Genomic DNA, 23,344 nt, shown 5'->3' on the forward strand with positions numbered 1-23,344 from the left:
GTTGAAAAACAAACCCTACATTTCGCTCTTTTGGATTTATGTGCGTAATTTCCTTTCCATCAAATAAAATAGCTCCTTGATCAAGATGTTCAAGACCGGCAATGATACGAAGCAAAGATGTTTTTCCAGAACCGGACGGACCGAGTAAAGCTACTAATTCGCCCGTTTGAATATCAATGTTAATAGAATCCAGCGCTTTAAAATCACCAAAGTTCTTTGATACGTGCTTAATATGGATACTCATCTCATAAGCTCCTTCTTATTTAAATATGTTTGACTTTCCACTCAATAATATTTTTTATAATTAATGTAAAAATAGCTAAAATTGACATTAAAGATGCTACCGCAAACGCTGCTGCAAATTGATATTCATTGTAGAGAATTTCAATATGAAGAGGCATCGTATTTGTCACTCCTCGAATGTGCCCCGATACAACAGAAACAGCTCCAAACTCTCCCATTGCGCGCGCATTACATAAAATGATGCCATATAATAATCCGTCACCAAGAAAAAGGTTTTGAAACCGCTGGCTCCTAACGTTAACGACGCTTCTTCTTCGGCTGACCCTTGAGCTTGCATGAGTGGAATCAATTCTTTGGCAACAAACGGAATCGTTACAAAAAGAGTAGCTAATATAATACCGGGAATAGCAAAGACAATTTTAATATCTTGATTAAACAACCATTCTCCGAATAACCCTTGTGCACCAAATAATAAAATAAAAACCAATCCAGCAATAACAGGTGAAACAGCAAATGGTAAATCAATAAGCGTAATTAAAATATTCTTTCCTTTAAAATCAAACTTTGTAATTAACCATGCAGCTACCACGCCGAAAACGGCATTTAAAGGAACAGTAATAAGCACCACAATTAGCGTTAGTTTAATAGCAGCCAAAGCATCCGGATTTGTAATCGTAGCGAGATACGTTTCCCACCCTTTTTGAAAAGCTGTCATAAAAATGGTGATGAGCGGAAGCACTAAGAATAGAGCTAAAAAAGCCAGTGCAATAAATGTAAGCAGCCACTGGACGACTTTGGGCTCTTTTAAACTAGAATGATTAAGTTTAACAGTCGTTTTTGCATGCTGCATTGGAACATGTCCTGCCAATGTCATCCCTCCTTAACTATGTACAAATTTACGATTTGTCCACCATTGAATAATATTAATAAGTAATAACAGAAAAAATGATACAACGAGCATGACTGATGCAATAGCAGTAGCGCCAGCATAATCGTACTGCTCGAGTTTTGTCATAATAATAAGCGGCGTAATTTCAGTTTTCATCGGCATATTTCCAGCAATAAAAACAACCGAACCGTATTCTCCAAGCGCTCTTGCGAATGAAAGAGAAAAACCAGTTAAAATAGCAGGCACCAGCTCCGGGAAAATAACTTTTCCGAATGTTTGCATTCGACTGGCTCCTAAACTAGCGGATGCTTCTTCTATCTCTGCATTAAAGTTTTGCAATACCGGCTGCACCATTCGGACCACAAACGGCAGACCTATAAACGTAAGAACGATAATAATTCCGATAGGCGTAAATGCGATTTTAAACGTAAATAATTGACCAATCCATCCTTTAGGGACGTAAAGGGTAGTCAAGGCAATGCCTGCAACAGCTGTTGGTAAGGCAAACGGTAAATCCACAAGTCCGTCAATAAACCTCTTTCCGGGAAAATGATATCTCACTAATACCCACGCAATAATAGTTCCAAAAATCACATTAATGATGCCTGCTGCAAATGCCGCTCCAAAACTTAATTTATACGATGCTACCACTCTAGGGTCGGTAACAGTTTTAATAAAGTCGCTCCATCCCATAGATGCTGTATTAAAAAAAATCATAGATAACGGAAAAAGAACAAGGATGCTTGCATAAAGCATCGTAAAACCTAAAGAAAGCTCAAATCCCGGTAAGATGCTTTTCTTTTTCTTCTGTCGTTGTAACAAGCTCACGTCTTACACCTCTCTTTGCTTTCTAAATACATTTAGATAGATGTCACAGAAGATACGAATCACAATTCGCACCTTCCTCATTCTACTTTTTTAATGAATCATATTACTTTGGCTGATAAATCTGATCGAATGTTCCTCCATCATTAAAATGCGTTTCCTGGGCTTTTTTCCATCCACCAAAATCTTTAATGGTGACTAGGTTAAGAGAAGGGAATTGGTCCTTGTGTTTCTCCAATACTTTTTCATTTCGAGGACGGTAGTAGTTTTCCGCTGCGATTTCCTGACCTTTCTCTGTATATAAGTATTTTAAGTATGCTTTTGCTACCTTCGTCGTACCTTTCTTTTCGGCTACTTTATCTACTACAGCAACAGGCGGCTCTGCTAAAATACTTAATGACGGTGTTACAATTTCAAATTTATCTTTTTCTAACTCATTTAACGATAAGTAAGCTTCATTTTCCCATGCAATTAATACGTCTCCAATGCCTCGTTCTACAAACGTAGTTGTAGCTCCGCGTGCGCCTGAGTCTAACACTTCAACATTTCCATAAAGCTTGCTCATGAAGTCTTTAATCTTTTTGTTATCTCCGTTATATTTATCCTTCGCGTATGCCCAAGCCGCTAAATAATTCCAGCGTGCACCTCCAGAAGTTTTTGGATTTGGCGTAATAACAGATGTACCTTTTTTCGTTAAATCATCCCAATCTTTAATTCCCTTCGGATTTCCTTTACGAACTAAAAAAACAATCGTTGATGTATATGGTGTAGAATTATGAGCCAATTCTTTTTCCCAGTCTTTGTTTAATAATTGGCGAGTTTGAGCAATTTCATCAATATCGTAAGCGAGCGCCAGCGTTACGACATCCGCTTCCAAACCGTCAATAACTGCTCGGCCTTGCTTACCAGAGCCGCCGTGTGATTGCTGAATAGTGACGTCTTGCCCTGTTTTACCTTTCCAATAAGACGCAAAGCTCTTATTGAATTCCTGATAAAGCTCACGTGTAGGATCATATGAAACGTTTAAAAGTTCTACTGGTTTTTTTGAATCGTTTTTACTCGCAGAACTATCTTTTCCTGCTGTTTCAGTAGATTTACTATTGCCGCAACCTGCTAGCACCACGAGCAGTGCTGTTAGCACCATTAAAAACTGAACTGCTTTTTTCTTCATGTTTTACTCCCCTTTTTATAAAAAAATACAAAAAGGCCGCTATCTCTTTGAAAAGAGAAGCAGCCTTCAGTTAGTCTGATCAGCGTATATGCTCTTAAATTATTCTTATTAAATTTATTAGTAAGAATAAAAAGAAGATACTTTCTGAAAAGACAATTTATTCTTGTTTTTATAATAAACAAACTTTACCTATTTGCCAACTATGCTTTAAGTCTTTTTTTCACTCATTTTAGTTCTTTTTACATTTCTCCTTACTTACTGCGTGCTTGATACTCTTTTTCTAAATCAGAGAGTGTGAGTTCAAAAAGATGATGGTTTTCTTTTTTGTAAATCCCTTTTTTTAGTAACTCTTCAATGAGGTATTGTTTTCTTTGCCGCACTGCCGCTCGTAATAGATTTTTCATTTTTTCGCCTCCTATTAATCTAAAAATAGAAAGAGGCTCCTAACATAGGTCAGGAGCCTTCGGTAATCCGATCAGCACAGGAATAAAACTGTAAGATATTTACACTTACCATCATAATACTGCAAAACGTATAATCTAACTTAAATTTTAAAAATTCTAAATCTTCGACTGGAAGGAAAGTCAGTCCTTCTTCGAATACGCATGTTTTATATATTTAACACAGTACTTAGCTACAGCCCGCTGCCGAGACCTCGCTAACCAGGCCAGCCCGTCAGTCTCTCACAATAAGTATTTAATTGGACTTATTTGTGGCTTGCTACTTTACTTTTAGCTAAAAAGCGGTTTTTCTCCGTGCTGTCTACTTGAGTAATTTGTCCGTCGTGAAGAGTAATTAATACAGATCCATAGTTGATTTCAGTTAGTAACTTAACAATATAATCTAATTTTTCTTGTGTAATTGAAGCCATTTTATCATTCTCCTATTCATAGATATATTTATATTTTAGTTGCAATTGAATAAACAAAACGAACAACATCTATAAGTACTTGTATAATGAGCAGAAGATAAATACATGGTAATCCTCCCCATATGTTCAGTTGAAGATTGAGATATTAATAGCCACAACTAATGTACAGAAAAGGCCCACACTAGTAGCGAACAAGTATGAGCCTTCGGTTGACCGATCAGCTTCTTTAGCATCCCAATTTTTTCAAAAGATTTATACTATCTATATTATTTACACTTTACCTATATGTCAAGTAGGAATTAAAAAAATAAATAGATATTATTAATTTTTTATATCTTTGACCTAATAAAAAAACTCATCTGTATGTCATTACACAGACGAGTCTTTTTTATTCTTATTTTTTTGGATAGGTAGTATCACCATAAAGATGCTTCCTTGTTCTTTTTTGCTTTCTACATGGATTGCGCCTTCATGCAGTCGAACAATTTTTTTTGTGATAGCTAGACCAAGACCGCTTCCTTTTAACGTTCTGGATTTATCTACTTTATAAAAGCTTTCAAAAATATATTTTTGATCTTCTTCTGCAATGCCAATTCCATTATCCTCTACTTTTACTTCTATTTCTTCGTTTTTTAGATGAGTAAATATCTTCACATTTCCATTTTCAGGCGTATATTTAACAGCATTTGTTACTAAGTTTAGCCAAACTTGTTCTAACAAATCTTTATCTGCTTCTATTTGAACATTAGATAGATCAAGGTCAATTTCTATACTCTTTTTTGTCCACTGAGGTTCTAAAGCCATGATCACATGCCTGATTTGTTCATCCAAACGGTATTTTTGCAGCATGAGGGTTTGATGTTCAGAATCAAGAGAAGCGAGTTTTAGTAAATTAGAACTAAGCTGAGAAAGTCTTGTACTTTCTTTTTCAATAATCGTTAAATATTGTATTTTTTTGTCTTCACTTACGATATCATCTTTAAGTGCTGCTGAAAAACCGCGAATAGAAGTCAGCGGTGATTGAATTTCATGCGAAACGCTGGCAATAAACTCTTGCCTCATCGTTTCTATTTTATTTAATTCTTTAGTCATTTGATTAAAGTTTTTAGTTAACAGACCAATTTCATCATTTGCCGCGTGCTCCACTTGCACATTGTATTCGCCTTGTCCGACCACTTTCATCGCTGTACTGAGACGCTTAATCGGTTTAATAATAATTGTTGAAACATATGCAAATAATACAATACCTACTAATAAAATCGTAATAAGCTGGATATTTTGAACATCTTGAATAACTGAAAATTGCCGTTGAGGATGAGACTGAATAAAAAGAGCATAAGACCGGCCATTTTCTTGAAAAGGAAGACCCACTACGTTTGGCTGTGGACGATCACCTTTATCTTCTTTTAAATTAGAATAACGCTTCCCATCTAATACTTGATCTACTTCTTCCGGTGTAATTGGAATAGGCGGTCCTGGCTGTCCTAATACTTTTTCTTGATGCTGATCATCAATAATAATAAACGAAAAATGAATAAATGATGAATTAGATAAAAATCTTGCAGCTTTGTCGGATTCTTCTGCTCCGTATAAATCGATAAAGTCTTCTCCCATCTTCACCATATCTTGACCTAATCGCATTTCCAGCTTCTGCTTACTAAGAAATGTCGTCACGACGACAGTAATCACAACGCTCAGTAAAATCGTAATAATGAACGACAGCACCAGCTTTACATAAATTGATTTCACGTTAACACCCTTCTGCTCTATAGCCTAGTCCGCGAATTGTTTTGATTTCCATACCGACGTTTTCCATATGATTAAGCCGCTCTCGCAGACGTTTTATATGAACGTCTACCGTGCGCTCGTCTCCTTCATAATCATATCCCCAAATTAATTGAATAAGCTGATCACGAGTAAAAATCTTTCCTGGAGAACTAATTAACGTAAACAGTAATTCAAACTCTTTTAACGGCAGCTGTTCGCTTATTTCTCCCGCACTCATCTCTAGTTTAGTACGGTCTAATTTTATATTCCCCATATAGATTACATTGTTAGCTTCTACTCGGTACCTGCGTAAAAGGGCCTTTACACGAGCAACCATTTCCTGAGGATCAAACGGCTTTACAACATAGTCATCTGTTCCGATATCAAATCCTTTTAGTTTATCATGCGATTCGCCTCTAGCTGTTACCATTAAAACCGGTATGTCAAAATACTCCTTAATTTCCTTTGTTAGTTCCCATCCGTCTTTAAATGGCATCATGATATCAACAACCGCTAGATCAATTCGAAACTCTTCCATTTTCGCCCATGCTTCTTCACCATCTGCTGCTTTTATAATTTTAAATCCTTGATTTTCTAAATATAATGATATCAGCTCTCGAATATGTTGGTCATCATCTGCAACTAATATTTGAATCATACATGTCTCTCCCTATTCCTAAGTTTGTCCAGCTTTTACGCACAGTAAGCTCTCTGTTTATACCAAACAGAGAGCGACATAAGATAATAAAATGATTTTATACTTCAAATATGAACTGAATATGAACAAACTGTTTACATCCTATTAGCTGAAGTTGTTTGCTCGTTCTTTTTCTACAATTCCCTCCAAATACGATAAAAATGTTTGACGTAAATCTCTACGCTTTAACGCAACTTCTACCATCGCTTTCATATAGCCTACCTTATCTCCAATATCAAAGCGCTGCCCTTCCAATTCAAGAGCAAACAGTCGCTCTTTTTCACATACCACACGCAGCGCATCTGTTAATTGTAATTCATTTCCTACCCCTCTTTCAATCGTTTTTAGATAAGAAAAAATAGAAGGGTTTAAAATGTAGCGGCCCATAACGGCAATAGTTGACGGAGCTTGTTCTATCGATGGTTTTTCAGTTAAGTCATTCACTTCATGAAGGCTGCCAGATTTATTTTTTGGATTGATGATGCCGTATTTCGATACCTCTTCAGCATCCACTTTTTTAACTCCAATAACTGATTGATTAGTCGTTTCATACGCTTGGATCATCTGTTTGAGCGCAGGTTCCTCAGAAGTCATAATATCGTCTCCAAGAAGAACAGCAAACGGCTCATCTCCAATGAACTGTTCGGCACAGAGAATAGCATGACCGAGTCCTAACGGCTCTTTTTGACGAATATAGTGAATACTAGCCATTGATGAGATCGTTTGTACTTCTTTTAACATGTCAAACTTGTGTTTTTCTTCAAGCATTTGCTCTAACTCAATTGATTTATCAAAATGGTCTTCAATTGATTTTTTGTTTCGGCCTGTAATAAAAATAATACTTTCAATACCTGATTTCACAGCTTCTTCTACAATGTATTGTACAGCAGGCTTATCGACAATTGGCAGCATTTCTTTTGGCTGCGCTTTTGTCGCTGGCAAAAATCGAGTTCCTAAACCGCCTACTGGAATAACTGCTTTTTTTATCGTCATATATGAATCCCTCTTTCTTTTTTCGTAGTAAATACAAATAATTTGGTGCCAATAAAATTGATACCGACACTTACAATTGTGATTAAAAGTTTACTGATTAGCAGCGGTATACCCCATCTGTTATATAGAACAGTCAACAGAAACGATGTTAGGGATAAAGTGATCAAATTTATGATCACGAATGAAATCACTTCACGCTTACTGCTTTTTTCTTTTTTCTCAAACGTCCATTTACGATTCATGACATAACTGTTTAAAATGCCCGCACTATAGGATATCCACTGCGCTAGTATGTAGTTAACACCTATTGCTGTTAAGAGTGCGTATACTACAAAATCAATCAGTGTATTTACAACTCCTACTAACGCAAACTTAATCAAAGGTATCCATTTGTTAATCACGAAGGGATACTTCCTTGCGTGGCTCGAGCTGATACTTTTCACGGACAATATAGAGTGGACGATTTTTTGTTTCATCGTAGATGCGGCCAATATATTCTCCAATCATACCAAGAATAATTAAAATGATGCCGCTAAACAATAATTGAATAACAATTAATGACGACCATCCGGTGATGGTACTGTCTGTAAACAACTTCAAGTACAGCACAACTAAAAGATAAATAAAGCCAATACCAGATAGAGTTACACCAGCATAGCTAGCTAACTTTAGCGGTTTATATGAAAAAGATGTAATACCATCCATTGAAAGCTTCAGCATCTTTTTCAAAGGGTATTTCGACTCTCCGGCCAAACGCTCGTCTCGCTCATATTCTACTGCTATTTGCTTAAAGCCGACCCAGCTTACTAACCCCCGAACAAAGCGATTTTTTTCTTGAATGCTGTTCATTTGATTGCACACTTTACGATCTAGCAATCGAAAATCTCCTGTATCGAGTGGAATATCAATATCCGTCATCGCCCGTAAGAAACGATAAAACATAGCAGCCGTTTGCTTTTTAAAGTATGTTTCTCCTTTTCGTTTTGTACGCTTAGCGTATACAACGTCGAAACCCTGCTTCCATTTTTCAATCATCTCTAAAATCAATTCAGGCGGGTCTTGCAAATCAGCATCAATCACAACGACCGCCTCTCCTCTTGCATAATCCATACCCGCTGTAATAGCAATTTGATGACCAAAGTTACGGGCAAAATCTAATAAAACAACGGCCGGGTCTTGCTCGCTGTATTCTTTAATGATTTCTGCCGTTCGGTCTCTACTGCCGTCGTTCACGAAAAGAAGCTCGTAAGCTTCTTTCGTTGAACGCATCACTTCTGTTAGACGGCGGTAAGTTTCATGAATCACTTCTTCTTCGTTGTAGACAGGAACAACAATAGAATATTTAACAATTGAACTCATGTTCATGTCCTCCTTATTTAAGGGTTATTTTATATAATGTTCCATTTCCAGATGGTCCTTGCTGAGAATTTGATGAAGTAGACTGCCATTTGGAAGAAGGAACTTCCTTACTATTTTCTTTAATCCACGTTATAACGTCAGATTGACCTTCCTTGCCCATTCCAGACAAGTAGAAATATTTCACTTCACCTTTTTTAATCATGGTCTTTAATTTACTTACCGTTAGAATTGGATCTGAACCACTAAATCCACCCATTGCCATTACTGGCTTGCCTGTTTCAATAATATAAGGCGCAGCTGAAGTTGAATCCGTTGTGGCAAATAAATATTTTTCACCTGTATTATTTTTTGTTAAATAGTTTAGTAGCTTTTTGTTTACTTCTGCGTTCATCCCTCCACTTTTTCGTTTTGAAGATGATGATTTGCTTGAAGAGCTACTTGGCATTTGCATTTGACCATTATTGAACGAGCCTCCTGGCATTTGACCGCTACTTGACGAACCGCTCGGCGGCTGCATTTGACCATTATTGGACGAACTGCCCTGCATTTGACTGCCGTTCGATGAACCACTTGGCGGCTGCATTTGATTGTTTGACGATGAATTGCCACTAGAGCTTCCTGCAGGCTGCATGCCGTTAAAGCCAGACTGTTTGCTATTCGTTGCTGCAGTTGGAGGTCCTCCCATGCCGCTTGAAGAATCAGGACCTGCTGCTGGAAGCATGCTATTTCCACCATAAATAATTGGTGTCAACGCCCAGTAAGCAGGCATTGCAAGCAAGACAACCATCGCTGCGACTCCTAGATAATTCGTCACAGAATTTTTACGTTCTTTACGAACAGCTAAAACAAGAGCTAAAATGACGCCCAGTGCCCCTACACCTGCAATTGGCGCTACGCCAATTGAGCTTACATAAGGAGACATGATATATACTTGAAGTGCTGCTGTTGTTAAAATACCGCCAGGCAGCAGCCACGGTTTCCAACCATTACTCTGTTTGTACATACTCCATAAAGCTACTGCTCCCGCTCCTGCAAAGGCTGCGATTGGAGGTGCCAGCATAATTAAATAATACTGGTGGAAAAATCCTGCGATACTGAAGAAGACAGCTACTGGTAGCAGCCATGCTAACCAAAACAAACTTTCTTTCTGTTTTATCGTGTAAGGTCCTTTAAATTTCACTCCTGCAAATAGACCCACGATTGAGAAGATTACAAATGGTAATAACCAGCTGATTTGATCTGATAACCCTTTTTGGAACAGTCGGAATGGACCAGGATTCCCAGTGTTAAACATTCCATTTTGATTCCCTCCTCCTGGAGCCTGCATCTTTTGAGAAGAGCTGTTTTTTCCTTGATTTGAGCTTTGTGAAGACTCAGCGCTTGAATTGCTATTTTGTTTTGTTTCACTGCTTACTGTTTGCTGCTGAGTTTGAGCAGACTGTTTATGACTACTTCCCGTCACGCTTGTATTTCCGGTTAAACGATTAATACCGTTATATCCGAAAGCAAGCTCTAGAACCGAATTTGTCTGACTGCTTCCCATGTAAGGTCGCTTATCAGCAGAAGTTGAATCTACTACAACTGCCCACGAGACAGAGACTGCAAGCATCAGTGCAGTTGCTGTTGTTAAAAAAGCAATTTTCTTTTTCCACGTGATTTTGGTTGCCACTACATAGAAAACATAAAATGCTGGTAAAGCCATGTATGCTTGAAGCATTTTCATATTAAAGGCAACACCAATCATCGCAAAAGCAGCTAACACCCATCCAAATTTAGCTGTGCGCACAGCACGAAATAACATCCACGTCGCTACTAATAATGTAAACACAAGCATACTATCGATATTATTTGTTCGGCTTACCGCCGGTACAATTGGCGTCAAAGCCATTGCAAGAGCAGCAAACCTCCCAGCCCATACGCCAAACGTACGTTTCATGAGTACGTATAGTAAAAGGACTGAGCCGATGCCGGCTAATGCTTGCGGTAGAATAACACTCCATCCGTGAAACCCAAATATTTTGGCGCTAATTGTCTGAATCCAAAACACAACCGGCGGCTTATCAATCGTTACGTAACCTCCTGGATCAAAAGATGCGTAAAAGAAATTATGAAAACTTTGAAGCATACTTTTGACAGCTGCCGTGTAATAAGCGTTGACGTATTCATCTGTCCAAATTTTAAATAAGTTCAAAAACGCTGCAATTAAAACAATTGGAACTAAAAATAAGTCTATTCTTTTTTTGTTTGAAGTTTGTTCTTCCTTCACTTCACTGTTCATGTGTTTCATTTCACTCCTTCGTAATTTCTGACTTCAGTCTAACAAGCTTATGTGAACTCATTATGAACAGCAAAAACAATTTTTTATTTTTTAAAAAAAGCCGTTTAACCTCTTACGCTCAACAATGAAATATTTTACAATTAAAGAATCAAGTACATGAAATAGAAAGCGTATTCATGGAATGCTGCAGCTTCTATGACACATTATTGTCAACACTTCATCCACTTCTTGCTGAGAAAGGAGACAACTTTATGATTCAAGTAAAAGATATATACGGAAATTTACCCACCCTAGAAACAGAAAGACTTCGCTTGCGGAAAGTTACCAAAAAAGATGTGCGTGATATGTTTGAATATGCCTCAAATGAAAAGGTAAGCAGATATGTAAATTGGGAAAAACACCGAAAGCTTCAAGATACAAAAGAGTTTGTTTCCTTCGTTTTAAAGCAATATAGCAATCAAACCATTTCCCCTTGGGCTATGGAAATTAAAGCCTTGAAAAAATGTATTGGCACCATTGACTTTGTCACTTGGAACCCTACTCATCGCATTGCGGAAATTGGCTACGCGATTTCTGAAGCTTATTGGAATAAGGGATTTGTTACAGAAGCAGCTGAAAAAGTAATTGCGTTTGGATTTGAAGAAATGGATTTAGTTCGCATTCAAGCGAGGTGCTTTGTTGAAAATGCCGCATCTGAGAAAGTGATGAAAAAAGTCGGCATGTCTTATGAAGGAACAATTCGAAAAGCCATGTTCATTAAAGGCGCTCATCAAGACTTAAAGCTATATTCAATTTTGCGAGAAGAGTATAAACGTAACGCTTAAGAAATGTATAAAATGTTTACCTTAACATGGGCTAACTTTAACACTAACTCTTCATTTTGAGGTGAACAATGTTGGAGCAAGCAGTTCAGCATTTAGATCTATCTGCACATGGTTTGTGGTTTCCGATTACCGTTAGTCTATGCTTATTTATTCTTGCCCTTGTTTTATTTAAACCACAGCTAACTTGGTGAGATTTTTATATCACGTTTAGCGTAGTTGGATTTGTTTGTTGGCTTTGTGATGTTGTCATTACGCGTGTTTTTAACATGATTGATTTGGGCGACCCAAAGGTTACAGGGCTCGAAGATATTGTAAGCTATATATTTATTCCACCTTCCCTTTCCATTTTATTTTTGGCTTGCTTAACAACTAAAAATAAATGAGTGTTATCACTTCTCTTTTGCGCTGGTTCACTGCTCATAGAATACGGAATGATTAAAAGCGGCTACATGCATTTAAACGGCTGGTTTTTTGTCTATTCAATCGTGATATACTTCATCATTTATGCTTTTGTGCTGCCATGGCATTTGAAATTTATTAAGTAAAAAAACGGATGTTGATCAACATCCGTTTTTTACTATCCATTTACTTTCTACCTACCGAAATTCATATCATATTTCACAGCGATGCTTAAAAGAAGGAATAGCTTTCTGTGTAAAATACACTTCTAATTCTGGTACCCCGGTATGTTCATAGACGGTCATTTTATGCGACTTGATGACAGATGCGTGCCGCTATATTCTTCAGGACTTCTAAACCCAATTTTTAAAAGAGCTGCTTCTAAATTAGCTTCTGTTTTAATTTGATTAAAATCAATTCCAAGCTTCACTACGGTTTGAGCAATTTCCGGTCGTATTCCCGTTATAATAGCTTCTGCTCCCACTAATTTAAGAGATTAATGAACTTTGAAAAGATTGTCTGCGGCCATTGTATCAATAATTACGACACCTAAGATATCCAAAATAAGATAAGATAATTGAACGCTTGTCCCTTTCTTTAAGCAGGTCTCCATAATAACTTGTGAGCGATGAGTATCAATTTCTCCAATAATTGGCATGATAGCAATGCCTTTTGTGACGGGTACGAGCGGAACTGAAAGTTCTTCTAATGACGTATAAGCTAGATTCATCATATTGATTATGCTCATCGTAAATTTGACCAAAAATACATGTTACCGTATCTAAAAGAGGATCAATTCGCTCACTGACATGCAGCATATTAATTGCGGCAAACTGATGCTCCTCTAGTTCTTTTGTAAACACATCCCAAATAACACTGCGATAGATTGGCAGGATACCTAGTGCTTTTTCTAAAGGAATATTTTTTTCTACTGCATATTTATCTGTCTCTAGTGCCCATTCTTTAACAAGTTTAAGTACGGCCTCTTGTTCTTCAAATAGCACACTTCCAAAGTACTCCATAATCGACACTCGCCACTTCAAAATTTGCTTTTCTTTTAAATCTTCTAGACTTAGCGTATGTGTAGAATCTAAACGTTCAGCTAATTTTTCTGACAAGCTATATTTATGTTCAAGAATCTTTTTTCCTATATACACGAGCTCCTCTTTTCTGCTATTTTTACTGCGTATATGACCTTGACTAAGCCTACTTACCCATTCGACAATCGACTAGCCTTCCTAAAAATAACAAAAAAGCGTTTATTTCATGAATTTTCTTTCTTCTCATTATAGTACCAGAGTAAGAGCCGCACAACTTAAAGTTTGCTGCGGACAAATTTTATGCTTTTGTATAAAAAAATCCTGTTCCAATTAGAACAGGATTTCTATATTCACTTTCTTTTATCTCACCTTACACTTGGAATAGCCAGACAACAATCGGTCCAAAAACCGAGCCTAATACAGCGCTTAACGTCATTGATACTGAACTCATCGATACAGTTAGTTCACCGTATTCAAATGCTTTAGAAGTTCCTAGTGCATGAGAAGCGCTGCCTAGTGCAATTCCTTTTCCTAAAGAACTCTTAATACGAATCCACTTTAAAAGTAGCGGTCCAAGGATTACTCCCGAAAAGCCTGCAATCATAACAAATACCACGGTCATAGATGGAACGCCCCCTAGTCCCGTAGCAATTTGAATCGCAACGGGAGTGGTGATAGACTTAGGAATAATGGATAAGATCAGGCTTCGATCAATGCTAAATACTTCAGCGAATACAAGTCCGCTGATCATACCTGCAAATAATCCTACGAACACCCCTCCAATAATAGGAATGCTGTATTTTACTAGCATCTCACGCTGTTTATACAGTGGATACGCTAATGCAACAACAGCTGGCCCTAAAAGTGAATTAATCCATTTGCCTCCAATCATATACTTGTCATAGGGAACATGAAAAGCAAGCAAAAGGAGAATAATGAATACGGTTGTAGTTAAAACTGGAATAAGAATTGGGTAGGAGAACCGCACGTATACTTTTGTCATGACTAAATAAAGAGCAACTGTAGCTATGATTATAAAGACCGCGATAAAGAATTCTTGCACTGTTGTTTCTCCTTTCGTTTGTTCGCTTTCTTTTCCAAAAGTTGGCTAGCAGTCCCTGCGGCTGCCATCGTAACGATTGTACTAAGTACAATGATTAAAAACAAAATCGCTCCGCTGCTTGAAAGAAGCGAAGGATAATTCATCACTCCTGCCATAGCCGGTATGAATAATAGCGGCAAAAAAGATAACAAGAAACTTGCTCCATCTTCAATCACTTTGATTGGAATCACTTTGCACGTTAAGCAAATGAGCATTAAAATTAAGCCTATAATACTGCCTGGAATAGGCAGGTGAAGCATATGGTGAACGGCTTCACCAATCATAGAAAAAGCATAAAGAATCGCGATTTGTAAAATGATTCGTATCACTTTCATGATAGGTCACTGTCCTATAGATAAGGAACAGCATCCTCCTCTCTTTTTTGTCATGTTGTCTAACATTTAACTATATAAACATACTTTACTTTACCTACTTTTACTTGTACTATACAACTATATATATATTTGTATTATACAAGTATATAATTCTTTGTCAATGAATGATTTTGTAAGGGGCGATTATGATGCAAGAAAAGAAATCAATTGAATTGATTGAATATGAACTTACTACCTTTATTAGACGAGCTGTCTATCTTGATAATTCCGAAAATAAAATAGGGAACTTAGAAAGATCAGCTTATTTATTATTGCGGCAATTAGATGAGTTTGGACCAGCTCGTGTAAAAGAACTGGCAAAAGCATTTAAACTCGACATTTCCACTCTTTCTAGACAAGCTGCCGCTTTAGAAAATAAAAAGCTTATTTCCCGCTCCTCTGATCCTTCCGATGGACGCGTCAGCCTATTTGATATCACAACACGCGGAAAGCAAATGCTGCAAAGTGATAAACAAATGCGTCTTGCACGCTATCATAGTATGTTAAAGAAATGGTCAAGTGAAGAAAAGGAGCTGTTTGGCGAATTATTAATGCGGCTGAATGAGGCATTTATCGATTAAATAGAAATTCATGAAAATTAGGCTGCTACTGTAAGGTGTTTGTCCCTGTCTCTTTTCTTTTTCTTGCATTTACTGTAAAGAGACTATTGAAAAGGATGTATGATTATGTCTTTGCCGAACAAACGGAAAGCCACACCCTGCCTTTTCCCCGGCTATAAATGGTGTGGTCCCGGATGCAGCGGTCCCGGATATCCTGTAAATGATGTAGACTGCTGCTGCAAATACCATGATTTATGCTATGAAGATTACGGTTCATGCCGCGCATGTGATGAGCAGTTTCTTGACTGTCTTTGCTCCAAAGCAAATCCGTACAGTTTAAAAGGAAGACAGGCATACGCCATGTATACCTATATGCGGCTGAAGTTGGCTTTAAAACAATATGACTAAGTACAAAAGAGGTGAGTTGAAAAATTCATCTCTTTTTTATGCCATTTTATCCGTAGAAATCCAAAAGCGCTGAACAACAGCTCCGTCCGCTTCTATATAATCCTCGTCTTGTATGCCTCCATTTGCCAAAATAGTTTGACGAGAAGCGATGTTCCAATCATCGCACACAACTAATGCCCGCTGAACTCCGAGCTTTTTGATTTCTTGAAGAGATAACTTTAATAGCAGCTTCGCATACCCTTTTTGTCTTTCGCTCGGCCGAATACCATAACCTATATGCCCTCCGCTGTTTCGAAGCATTTCACTTAGTTCATGACGGATATTAACTACGCCTATTACTCTTTCGTTATGCATTAGCCAGTAGGTGGAATCGGGTACATATCCTTTTTTTAATCCGATCCCTTTTTCTGCATCTAATAACTGTTGAATCATTTTTTCAAATTGAGCAGGGTCTTTAGCAATTACCCACGGGACCATTTTTTCTCCGCTTTCTTTCCATTCATTATAAAAACTCATATAAGCCTTCCGATAAGCTGCATCTGGTTTCATTAAAAAAGCGGTTTCCACATGCCTTCCTCCTTTTTTATTTATTATATTTATACTACTTATTTTTCCCAGTAAATAAAAGAGGATAATTTAATGTGATAAGTGTGTTTATTCACTTATTTATAAGATATGTAATAAAAAGCACTCAATGAATGTTCATTAAGTGCTTTTTGTTCTACTGCCGATTGTTTAGATAAATTCCTTAAAAAACCTCGTTACTTTTGCAAGAGCGTATAGGAAGGTTCGCTTCATAACAGGTTCTTCTTTTTTTTGACTGTCAGGAGATTTAACCCATCGCTTGTGATTGGCAATAAGGATACTTTTATCCACTTTATTTTCCATTGCCATCGTCAGCTCTTTTGCAAATTCTTGACTATCGATAAGAACCATTGATTCATTATTCAAAAAGGTAGAACGGGAATCTAAATTAAAAGAGCCTACGGCGCTGAGTCTTTGATCATAAATCACAGACTTTGCATGGATTGAATAAGGTCCTTGGTATTCGTAAAGCTTTACACCTGTTTTCCTAATCGTATCTCTCATACTTATATACCCAGAAAAAGCCATCACATTGGGTGTAGATGTAACTGAATTTGTAAGTAACGTCCATTGAACGGCTGGCTTCTTTTTCATCGCCGTATACTTACTCATCGCCTTGGTTGGCACAACATAAGGGCTTTGAATAAGAACAGACCGGTTAGCGTCTTCTGCCAAATTAATAAACGTTTTCCACATAAAAGGTCTTTTATTAAAGCGTTCAATTGGATTATGAATAAAAGAAACGCGCTTTGTAGGAACGGTAGAAGCATTCCAATTAATCTTAGGAGTCGCAAACGTTTCTCCTGCTTGCCTAGCTTTACCATATTGCTGCAGTAGTAAAGCTTTCATCTTCTTTCCCTGATCGACCTGGTACTGTGTGAGATGATGAAAAGCCTTTTTGCTGTAAGGATGAGCCCATAATTCGTTGATATAATTTTGCATTTGAAGCATGACGCTATCTTGTTCGTGTTTGCTGTTTGTAATAAAGACATCACGATCATAGACGAAGTCTGGAGGAGGCTTGTTAGCCAAATACTTATCTCCTATATTCCGTCCTCCTATTATACCTAGCCATCCATCCACAATCATTATTTTATCATGCATACGATTTTGCCACGCCCAAGGTTTAAATAATTGAAATGGTTCGTAATACTTCACTTCAATATTAGGATGTGAAGCTAATGCGTAGAGCACACCTCTTCGATTCCCTCGTAAGCCGTTAGCTATCCCATCTAGAAGAACGCGAGTATGGACCCCTCGATCAGCTGCTTTAAAAAGAGCAGCCATAATTAAATCTGTGGACTCTCCTTTTCCTATTGAGTAATAAGCAATATCAATCGATTTCTCGGCTTCTTGAATCATTTGAATACGAACTCTTCCTGCCTCATACCCATCTTCAAGAAGTCTCACTCGGTCCGTGGACTCACCCTTGCCAAAAAAGCTAGTCGATTTAATTGAAGTCGTTTCCTCCCCTGTTTTTAAAGGTAAATAAAAGAGGACCACTGCCGTTATGACCACATACAGAATATATAAAGATAAAATAATAAGTAATCCTTTGAATAATTTTTTTATCATCGCAACTCCAGCTTTTTGTCTTTTTCTATTATCGTTCACAACTAATGATTATTACATGCAAAGAACCGTTTCCTTGATTCCTTTGCTCTTTGTCTTTTTGACACATTTATTTTTTCTGATTCAATATTTGTATAGTATGCTAGTACATATCATAGAAAAAAGGATGATTGTGATGGAGGAATATTCTTTTCGTTTTCATATTACAGATTCTTACCCTTTAGAAAATGGTAAAATGGAAGCTGTTGTACGCACCAAAATCAAGCATGCGGAGCGAGGAAGCTTGTATGAGGGTTATCTTCGTGTTCATATCACTAAAATCGGGGTATTTCCTGTAGCAAAAGATATTGCTGAAGCGATTAGCATTCGTTCGCTTCGTCAGCAGTTAGCGGCCGAATTAAAAAGATACGTACGGCCGCACCGCAATTTTTTATAATCTTATCCAAACATTTGTCCAAGTGGACTTTCATCCGCGATAATATCTTGAATAGCATAGATAGAAATTGGAAAGTAAGGAATTCCATATACATAAGGAGCCAGGTCATACAGCTGATAAAATAGCACAAGTGATTTATCAGCGATATAAAAATCTTGTTCTGGTTTAATCCCTTTATATTCTCCAAGAACCATAATATCGCGCTCTTTTATCTGCTCTCCTACTATTTTAGAAAGAACACGCACGTAATCACTGTCTTTCTTAAATAAATCTTTTAGTTGATACGTTTTTCCGGTCATCACATTAAATGTTAACGGAACTACCACGGTTAGTCCGTGCGCTCCACCGGAATAAGCAAAATTGACGAGCGTTAAGCTGAACACGTTTCGCTCGTTTGTTTTTAATTCATAATAACCCGTTTCTTCTGTATCTGGATTTTCTCCATATCCCTGCTGACGAATTAATTCATTCGTACGTTGCAAGATTTTACTGTTAATGCTGTGCTGAACAGCTTGATTAGTCAAATGTACAACTGGATAGTAGACGTTTAACTTTTTCTTTACCATTTGCTGAGAATATACCGTTACAGGTAACGTAACCATCGCTTCCTCCTCTTTCTATACAGGTTGTTATATTGTATTCTTTTAGCCTACATTCCATTACTGAAGCAAAAAAATCCCGTGCATATACGCACGGGATTTTTAACTTTTTATTATTTTACGTTGTTAATTGTTTTAGCAGCGTCTACCGTATTTTTTAATAACATTGTGATGGTCATTGGGCCAACTCCACCTGGTACTGGTGTGATATAACCTGCAACTTCTAAAGCCGCTTCGTAATCAACGTCACCAACAAGCTTGCCATTTTCCATTGTGTTACCTACATCAATTACAATGGCACCCGGCTTAATGTCATCCGCTTTAATAAGTCTAGGTTGTCCTACAGCCGATACAAGAATATCAGCTTGTTTTGTTAAAGCAGATAAATCTTTTGTGCGAGAGTGAGCAATGGTTACCGTTGCACTTTCTTGAAGTAATAGCATGGATACTGGTTTACCTACAATATTGCTTCGTCCAATTACTACCGCATGCTTACCTGAAATTTCTTCACCTGAACGTTTAATTAACTCCACGATACCATGTGGTGTACATGGTAAATAGCACTCATCGCCAATGACCATATTTCCTACGCTTACTGGGTGGAAGCCATCTACATCTTTTTTAGGAGATACAGCATTTAATACTGCCTTTTCATCAATATGTTTTGGTAATGGAAGTTGAATAAGAATACCATGAACAGATGGATTTCCATTTAAATGATGGATTTCGTTTAAAAGCTCTTCTTCCGTAATCGTTACGTCACGTTTGATAATTTCAGATGCGACACCGATTTCTTCACAAGCCTTTGCTTTTGCTTTTACATATGATTGCGAAGCAGGATTTTCTCCTACTAAAATCACGGTTAAACCTGGGACAATACCTTTTGTTTTTAATTGAGCTACCTCTTCTTTTAATGCTGCACGCAGTTCTTGCGCTACTTCTTTTCCTTTAATTACTTTCGCTGTCATGATGTCTTTTGCTCCTTTCAACTGTAACCATTTAATAAATGTACGAATTATAGTTATTAATCTAACACAAAAGTTCGGTTTTGTTCAATGTTTTTATTATTTTTATTTTAAATATCTTAAAATAAATAACAAATGACGTATATTCCATTCTTATCGCACTATAACATTGTATATTTATCAAAAAAATTATAGCCCTTTGAGCATTATATCTTTTGTATTAGACAGTCATACATATAGCTGGTGATGCCTTTAATAGCCTATACGTCGACCTGGTTAGCAGCAGGCTGTATTTTCATCGATACGCAATACTAAAATAATAGTCACCAAGTGTATATATTGAGTTATTTAACCTCGCTTACAGCAAAATTTAGTGGTTTTTCGTTTCTTGGGGAACTACCAAGTTTGCATGATATTCTTTCACTATTTTTATGGGTAATACGGGGGTTTACCTTAAAACAACTTTCTTAGTAAAAAAGAAATTGTAAATTCAGGCTGTCTACTTAAAAAGGGCAGTTCTTTTTTAATTTTTTTTACACTTATAATGTTTAGACATACTAATTAAAAGGAGCGAAAAATATGAATGATGTGAAATGGACCTTAAGCGATCCATATGTATACCAAAATTTAGTGAAACTTGTAAGAGCAAAAGTTGCTGTACAAACAGCACATGGTTCCGTAAGAGGCACTCTTTTAAATGTAGAGCCTGACCATATAGTTGTGGAGATGGGAGGAAATTCATTTTTCATTCGCACGCAACAAATTATTTGGATGGTTTCGAATCCTTCGTCACCTGCTAGCTAAAGAATGTCGCTGATTAACAAAGGAACGAATATAGGAGGTCTATTCTATTATGATGAAACGAGTGAATAAATTGGCCATCGAGCTTCCAAGACCCGAACACGGAGATATGAATGCAGCATCCATTGTACAAGAATTATTAGGTGGGAAATTTGGAGAAATGTCTACGTTAAATAACTACATGTTCCAATCCTTTAACTTCCGTAATAAAAAAAGTTTCGGCCTTTTTACGATGTTATTGCTAGTATTACAGCAGAAGAATTCGGACATGTAGAACTAGTCGCAAACACTATTAACCTTTTATCCTATGGAAACACCTTTCCAGGGGACCCCGACACAGCACCCTTACAAAACGGGAAAGATGCACGTTATTCTCTCCACTTTACCACTACAGCTCAAGCAGCCTATCCAGGTGATTCTGTGGGGCGCCCTTGGAACGGAGAGTACGTCAATAATAGTGGGAATTTAATTCAAGATTTATTGTATAACTACCTGCTCGAAATTGGCGCTCGCACACACAAGATGAGAGTTTATGAAATGACAGACAATCCAGTTGCCAGAGAAATGATTGGCTACCTTTTAGTTCGAGGTGGAACTCATATATTGCTTATGCTAAGGCTTTAGAAGTAGCTACTGGTGTAGAGGTAGGAAAAATGCTGCCTGTTCCAAGCCTGGACAACAATAAGTTTGATCATGCAAAAAAATTTATGGACCAAGGACTTTACAATGTATTGTATACATGGGGAGAGCCGAACTACAGAGACATCAGTAAAATTTGGAAGGGGCAAAATCCAGAAACGGGAGAGCCGCTAAAGGTAATTGATGGTATACCAGAAGGATCCCCAATACCGGATTTTGAAGAAAAGCCTGAAGAATTTGCTCCTGGAATTGATAGAGACGATTATGAAAGAATTTTAAAACGTTTGTTATCTAATATGCAAGAAAATACTTAACTTAAAACAAGCTGAAAATTTTTAAACTAAGGACATAACAATTAAAATCAAGTGAAATTTAGATTCTTTAATCACGTAACTATTGTTTTAAAAGATTACAAATTAAGAGATGGTTTCATGCAGCCCTTCTTTAAAGGAAAGGGCTGTTTTCCACGTAAACATTGCCTTTCCAAATTAAAAACCGCACCTTTGGCACGGTTTTTAACGATTTATTTTTCTGTTGATATGCTTTTCTTAGTAGTCAACGGCAGCACTTCTTCCTCTGTTTTCAGGTCCTTTACATGCATTTCCTTGATAGGTGCACTTATTTTCTTATTTTTCGGAGGTTCTTCAAAATTCTCCACCCAATCACATAGCAGTTCAAATCCTTGATACACATAAGGCAAAAGAGGCTGAAGCTTTCGATCCGGATCAATTTGATGATTCCATACTAAGCTATCAATGTGGTTTCCATTTTCAATTACATAATGACGATGAAGATGCTGTTTGCCAGAATCTTCTACCAATTGTTCATAAGGATACGCATGAATATCTGGGAAAATAAGAGCATCCAAAGACCCTGTAATGCTTATCAATGGCACGGAAATATCACCTGTATTTTCAATTTCACGTACTCTTTGCTTTACATTTTGCGGTCTTTCTTGATAATCATATTTTTCAAAAATAGAATCTAACGAACGATCTCTAACTCCGTTTTCAAAAAGCGTTAAGTATTTTTGCCACGGAATGCTTCCAGGTGCTTGACTGTCAAACTCATCTCTGTATATATTCAGCGTTAAAAACCAATAGTACTGGTCATGATAGGGCCATAAAAACTCAGATCCTTTTGGCAACCCTGCTTGATACAATCGGTGCAAAGCTTCTTTTTGCGGTTCACCCACTGTATACAGTGCTTCTTTTGCATGGTTTACAACATGTGTTAAAGAAGTAATCAAATTATGATGGTCAGCTCGCCACATGACCCCTTCCCATTCAACGCCTCCATTAAAAAGCTGAGGCTCTCCATTTTTTCCGTCGTTTTCTAAAGCGTAGCGAACAACATAACCTCCATTAGAAATACCTAACGCATACGTTTTCATATCAAAATATTCTGTCACTTCTCTCGGAAGTTTGTGACGGTAATTTTCAAATAAAAATCTCTGAGCAATTTCGGTCACTTCGCGGTATTGAGTGTGCCATTTTTTGATAGAATCTTCTTCTTTGACTAAAGCATTCTTTGCTTTAGCAAATGGATCATCTCTCACTTCTTCTCCCTGTGTGCCTTTATCAGAAGCAGCAAACGCAAACCCTTTTGCCAACACGTAGTCGCTGAATAATAAATCCGTTGATTTCTCATCTCTGGTAGCTGGAACGCCTGACATAACTAACTTTCCATTCCAGTCGTCAGGAATTCGAATGAGAAATTTACCACCATCCACTTCGCCTTCTACTTGAACACCAGTTATTTCTTCAGGCTGGTACATGTAATACCATCCATTTTTTTCTTCTTTCGTTCCCCAATAGATAGGAGCCAACCCAATGTTCCCATACGCAGTCGCTGCTTGAAATTGAAGAGGGTTTTTAGTCGTTAACCAGTTTCCATACTTACCGTCAAACGTTGTAATAATCAAGTGGTAACCTCCATTCGCATTTG

At 37.3% G+C, this 23,344-nt stretch carries 26 protein-coding genes and 2 pseudogenes; 6 read left to right on the forward strand and 22 right to left on the reverse strand.

The genetic code is table 11. The features are described 5' to 3' along the window. The 12 genes and pseudogenes from ACLHDF_RS16555 to ACLHDF_RS16610 all read right to left on the reverse strand — a co-directional run. Nucleotides 1–244, reverse strand: a 244-nt coding sequence (locus ACLHDF_RS16555; protein ID WP_413919813.1) for an ATP-binding cassette domain-containing protein, incomplete at its 3' end; no start/stop codon positions are given. 19 nt (nt 245–263) lie between these two features. After that, a pseudogene (cysW, locus tag ACLHDF_RS16560) lies at nt 264–1,111 on the reverse strand (sulfate ABC transporter permease subunit CysW). Between the two features lie 12 nt (nt 1,112–1,123). Further along, entirely contained in the window at nt 1,124–1,960 is an 837-nt protein-coding gene (cysT, locus tag ACLHDF_RS16565; RefSeq protein ID WP_413919814.1) for a sulfate ABC transporter permease subunit CysT, read from the reverse strand. A gap of 103 nt (nt 1,961–2,063) precedes the next feature. Beyond that, complete coding sequence (locus ACLHDF_RS16570) at nt 2,064–3,128, reverse strand: sulfate ABC transporter substrate-binding protein (protein WP_413919815.1); 1,065 nt, start codon at nt 3,126–3,128, stop codon at nt 2,064–2,066. A 251-nt stretch (nt 3,129–3,379) separates the two neighbouring features. Then, nucleotides 3,380–3,532 carry a Fur-regulated basic protein FbpA gene (locus ACLHDF_RS16575; protein ID WP_116072592.1) on the reverse strand — a complete coding sequence of 51 codons (153 nt, stop codon included), beginning with the start codon at nt 3,530–3,532 and terminating at the stop codon, nt 3,380–3,382. 302 nt (nt 3,533–3,834) lie between these two features. Continuing rightward, complete coding sequence (locus ACLHDF_RS16580; RefSeq protein ID WP_013056824.1) at nt 3,835–3,999, reverse strand: YezD family protein; 165 nt, start codon at nt 3,997–3,999, stop codon at nt 3,835–3,837. A gap of 369 nt (nt 4,000–4,368) precedes the next feature. Beyond that, nucleotides 4,369–5,748, reverse strand: coding sequence for an ATP-binding protein (locus tag ACLHDF_RS16585; protein WP_413919816.1), 1,380 nt, complete (start codon nt 5,746–5,748; stop codon nt 4,369–4,371). Nucleotide 5,749: 1 nt separating this feature from the next. Further along, the gene (locus tag ACLHDF_RS16590; RefSeq protein WP_413919817.1) at nt 5,750–6,424 is read right to left on the reverse strand and encodes a response regulator transcription factor; all 675 of its coding nucleotides are present in this window, start codon (nt 6,422–6,424) and stop codon (nt 5,750–5,752) included. Between the two features lie 144 nt (nt 6,425–6,568). Beyond that, the gene (galU, locus tag ACLHDF_RS16595) at nt 6,569–7,456 is read right to left on the reverse strand and encodes a UTP--glucose-1-phosphate uridylyltransferase GalU (protein ID WP_413919818.1); all 888 of its coding nucleotides are present in this window, start codon (nt 7,454–7,456) and stop codon (nt 6,569–6,571) included. Continuing rightward, nucleotides 7,453–7,857 (reverse strand): GtrA family protein, encoded by a 405-nt coding sequence (locus ACLHDF_RS16600; protein WP_413919819.1) that lies wholly within the window; start codon nt 7,855–7,857, stop codon nt 7,453–7,455. The genes galU and ACLHDF_RS16600 overlap by 4 nt, the downstream gene beginning before the upstream one ends. Continuing rightward, nucleotides 7,850–8,815 (reverse strand): glycosyltransferase family 2 protein, encoded by a 966-nt coding sequence (locus ACLHDF_RS16605; protein WP_413919820.1) that lies wholly within the window; start codon nt 8,813–8,815, stop codon nt 7,850–7,852. The genes ACLHDF_RS16600 and ACLHDF_RS16605 overlap by 8 nt, the downstream gene beginning before the upstream one ends. Nucleotides 8,816–8,828: 13 nt before the next feature. Next, the gene (locus ACLHDF_RS16610) at nt 8,829–11,102 is read right to left on the reverse strand and encodes a glycosyltransferase family 39 protein (RefSeq protein ID WP_413919821.1); all 2,274 of its coding nucleotides are present in this window, start codon (nt 11,100–11,102) and stop codon (nt 8,829–8,831) included. 242 nt (nt 11,103–11,344) lie between these two features. Here ACLHDF_RS16610 and ACLHDF_RS16615 point away from each other — a divergent pair, with 242 nt between their 5' ends. Further along, nucleotides 11,345–11,917 carry a GNAT family N-acetyltransferase gene (locus ACLHDF_RS16615; protein WP_413919822.1) on the forward strand — a complete coding sequence of 191 codons (573 nt, stop codon included), beginning with the start codon at nt 11,345–11,347 and terminating at the stop codon, nt 11,915–11,917. 700 nt (nt 11,918–12,617) lie between these two features. Here ACLHDF_RS16615 and ACLHDF_RS16620 read toward each other — a convergent pair. From ACLHDF_RS16620 to ACLHDF_RS16640, 5 genes are all read right to left on the reverse strand, one after another. Further along, nucleotides 12,618–12,800 carry a hypothetical protein gene (locus ACLHDF_RS16620; protein ID WP_413919823.1) on the reverse strand — a complete coding sequence of 61 codons (183 nt, stop codon included), beginning with the start codon at nt 12,798–12,800 and terminating at the stop codon, nt 12,618–12,620. A 12-nt stretch (nt 12,801–12,812) separates the two neighbouring features. Next, nucleotides 12,813–12,974 (reverse strand): STAS domain-containing protein, encoded by a 162-nt coding sequence (locus ACLHDF_RS16625; protein ID WP_413919824.1) that lies wholly within the window; start codon nt 12,972–12,974, stop codon nt 12,813–12,815. After that, a complete protein-coding gene (locus tag ACLHDF_RS16630) occupies nt 12,952–13,473 on the reverse strand; it encodes a hypothetical protein (protein ID WP_413919825.1) in 522 nt (173 codons plus the stop codon). The genes ACLHDF_RS16625 and ACLHDF_RS16630 overlap by 23 nt, the downstream gene beginning before the upstream one ends. A 253-nt stretch (nt 13,474–13,726) precedes the next feature. Then, nucleotides 13,727–14,359 (reverse strand): LrgB family protein, encoded by a 633-nt coding sequence (locus ACLHDF_RS16635; protein ID WP_413920038.1) that lies wholly within the window; start codon nt 14,357–14,359, stop codon nt 13,727–13,729. Between the two features lie 29 nt (nt 14,360–14,388). Beyond that, nucleotides 14,389–14,793 carry a CidA/LrgA family holin-like protein gene (locus tag ACLHDF_RS16640; RefSeq protein ID WP_413919826.1) on the reverse strand — a complete coding sequence of 135 codons (405 nt, stop codon included), beginning with the start codon at nt 14,791–14,793 and terminating at the stop codon, nt 14,389–14,391. 188 nt (nt 14,794–14,981) lie between these two features. Here ACLHDF_RS16640 and ACLHDF_RS16645 point away from each other — a divergent pair, with 188 nt between their 5' ends. Both ACLHDF_RS16645 and ACLHDF_RS16650 read left to right on the forward strand, forming a co-directional pair. Further along, nucleotides 14,982–15,413, forward strand: coding sequence for a MarR family winged helix-turn-helix transcriptional regulator (locus ACLHDF_RS16645; RefSeq protein ID WP_413919827.1), 432 nt, complete (start codon nt 14,982–14,984; stop codon nt 15,411–15,413). A gap of 105 nt (nt 15,414–15,518) precedes the next feature. Continuing rightward, nucleotides 15,519–15,800 carry a phospholipase gene (locus ACLHDF_RS16650; RefSeq protein WP_413919828.1) on the forward strand — a complete coding sequence of 94 codons (282 nt, stop codon included), beginning with the start codon at nt 15,519–15,521 and terminating at the stop codon, nt 15,798–15,800. 36 nt (nt 15,801–15,836) lie between these two features. On the opposite strand, the gene ACLHDF_RS16655 is transcribed toward ACLHDF_RS16650, so the two are convergent. After that, the gene (locus tag ACLHDF_RS16655; protein WP_413920039.1) at nt 15,837–16,349 is read right to left on the reverse strand and encodes a GNAT family N-acetyltransferase; all 513 of its coding nucleotides are present in this window, start codon (nt 16,347–16,349) and stop codon (nt 15,837–15,839) included. 186 nt (nt 16,350–16,535) lie between these two features. Further along, nucleotides 16,536–17,960: a phospholipase D-like domain-containing protein gene (locus tag ACLHDF_RS16660; protein ID WP_413919829.1), complete on the reverse strand. Its 1,425-nt coding sequence runs from the start codon at nt 17,958–17,960 to the stop codon at nt 16,536–16,538. A gap of 172 nt (nt 17,961–18,132) precedes the next feature. On the opposite strand from ACLHDF_RS16660, the gene ACLHDF_RS16665 reads away from it, so the two are divergent. After that, a complete protein-coding gene (locus tag ACLHDF_RS16665) occupies nt 18,133–18,393 on the forward strand; it encodes a diaminopimelate epimerase (protein WP_413919830.1) in 261 nt (86 codons plus the stop codon). A 2-nt stretch (nt 18,394–18,395) separates the two neighbouring features. Here ACLHDF_RS16665 and ACLHDF_RS16670 read toward each other — a convergent pair whose 3' ends face one another. Both ACLHDF_RS16670 and folD read right to left on the reverse strand, forming a co-directional pair. Further along, nucleotides 18,396–18,995 (reverse strand): DUF3298 domain-containing protein, encoded by a 600-nt coding sequence (locus ACLHDF_RS16670; protein WP_413919831.1) that lies wholly within the window; start codon nt 18,993–18,995, stop codon nt 18,396–18,398. Between the two features lie 110 nt (nt 18,996–19,105). Beyond that, nucleotides 19,106–19,960, reverse strand: coding sequence for a bifunctional methylenetetrahydrofolate dehydrogenase/methenyltetrahydrofolate cyclohydrolase FolD (gene folD, locus ACLHDF_RS16675; RefSeq protein ID WP_028408722.1), 855 nt, complete (start codon nt 19,958–19,960; stop codon nt 19,106–19,108). A gap of 576 nt (nt 19,961–20,536) precedes the next feature. Here folD and ACLHDF_RS16680 point away from each other — a divergent pair. Together ACLHDF_RS16680 and ACLHDF_RS16685 are read left to right on the forward strand one after the other, a co-directional pair. Beyond that, nucleotides 20,537–20,761, forward strand: coding sequence for a YuzF family protein (locus tag ACLHDF_RS16680; protein WP_413919832.1), 225 nt, complete (start codon nt 20,537–20,539; stop codon nt 20,759–20,761). A gap of 49 nt (nt 20,762–20,810) precedes the next feature. Next, nucleotides 20,811–21,711 (forward strand): annotated as a pseudogene (locus tag ACLHDF_RS16685) (manganese catalase family protein). Nucleotides 21,712–21,920: 209 nt separating this feature from the next. On the opposite strand, the gene ACLHDF_RS16690 reads toward ACLHDF_RS16685, so the two are convergent. Then, nucleotides 21,921–23,321 carry an alpha/beta hydrolase gene (locus ACLHDF_RS16690; protein WP_413919833.1) on the reverse strand — a complete coding sequence of 467 codons (1,401 nt, stop codon included), beginning with the start codon at nt 23,319–23,321 and terminating at the stop codon, nt 21,921–21,923. Between the last annotated feature and the right edge of the window lie 23 nt (nt 23,322–23,344).

Source organism: Priestia megaterium, from assembly GCF_046599315.1.
Taxonomy (GTDB): Bacteria; Bacillota; Bacilli; order Bacillales; family Bacillaceae_H; genus Priestia; species Priestia megaterium_F.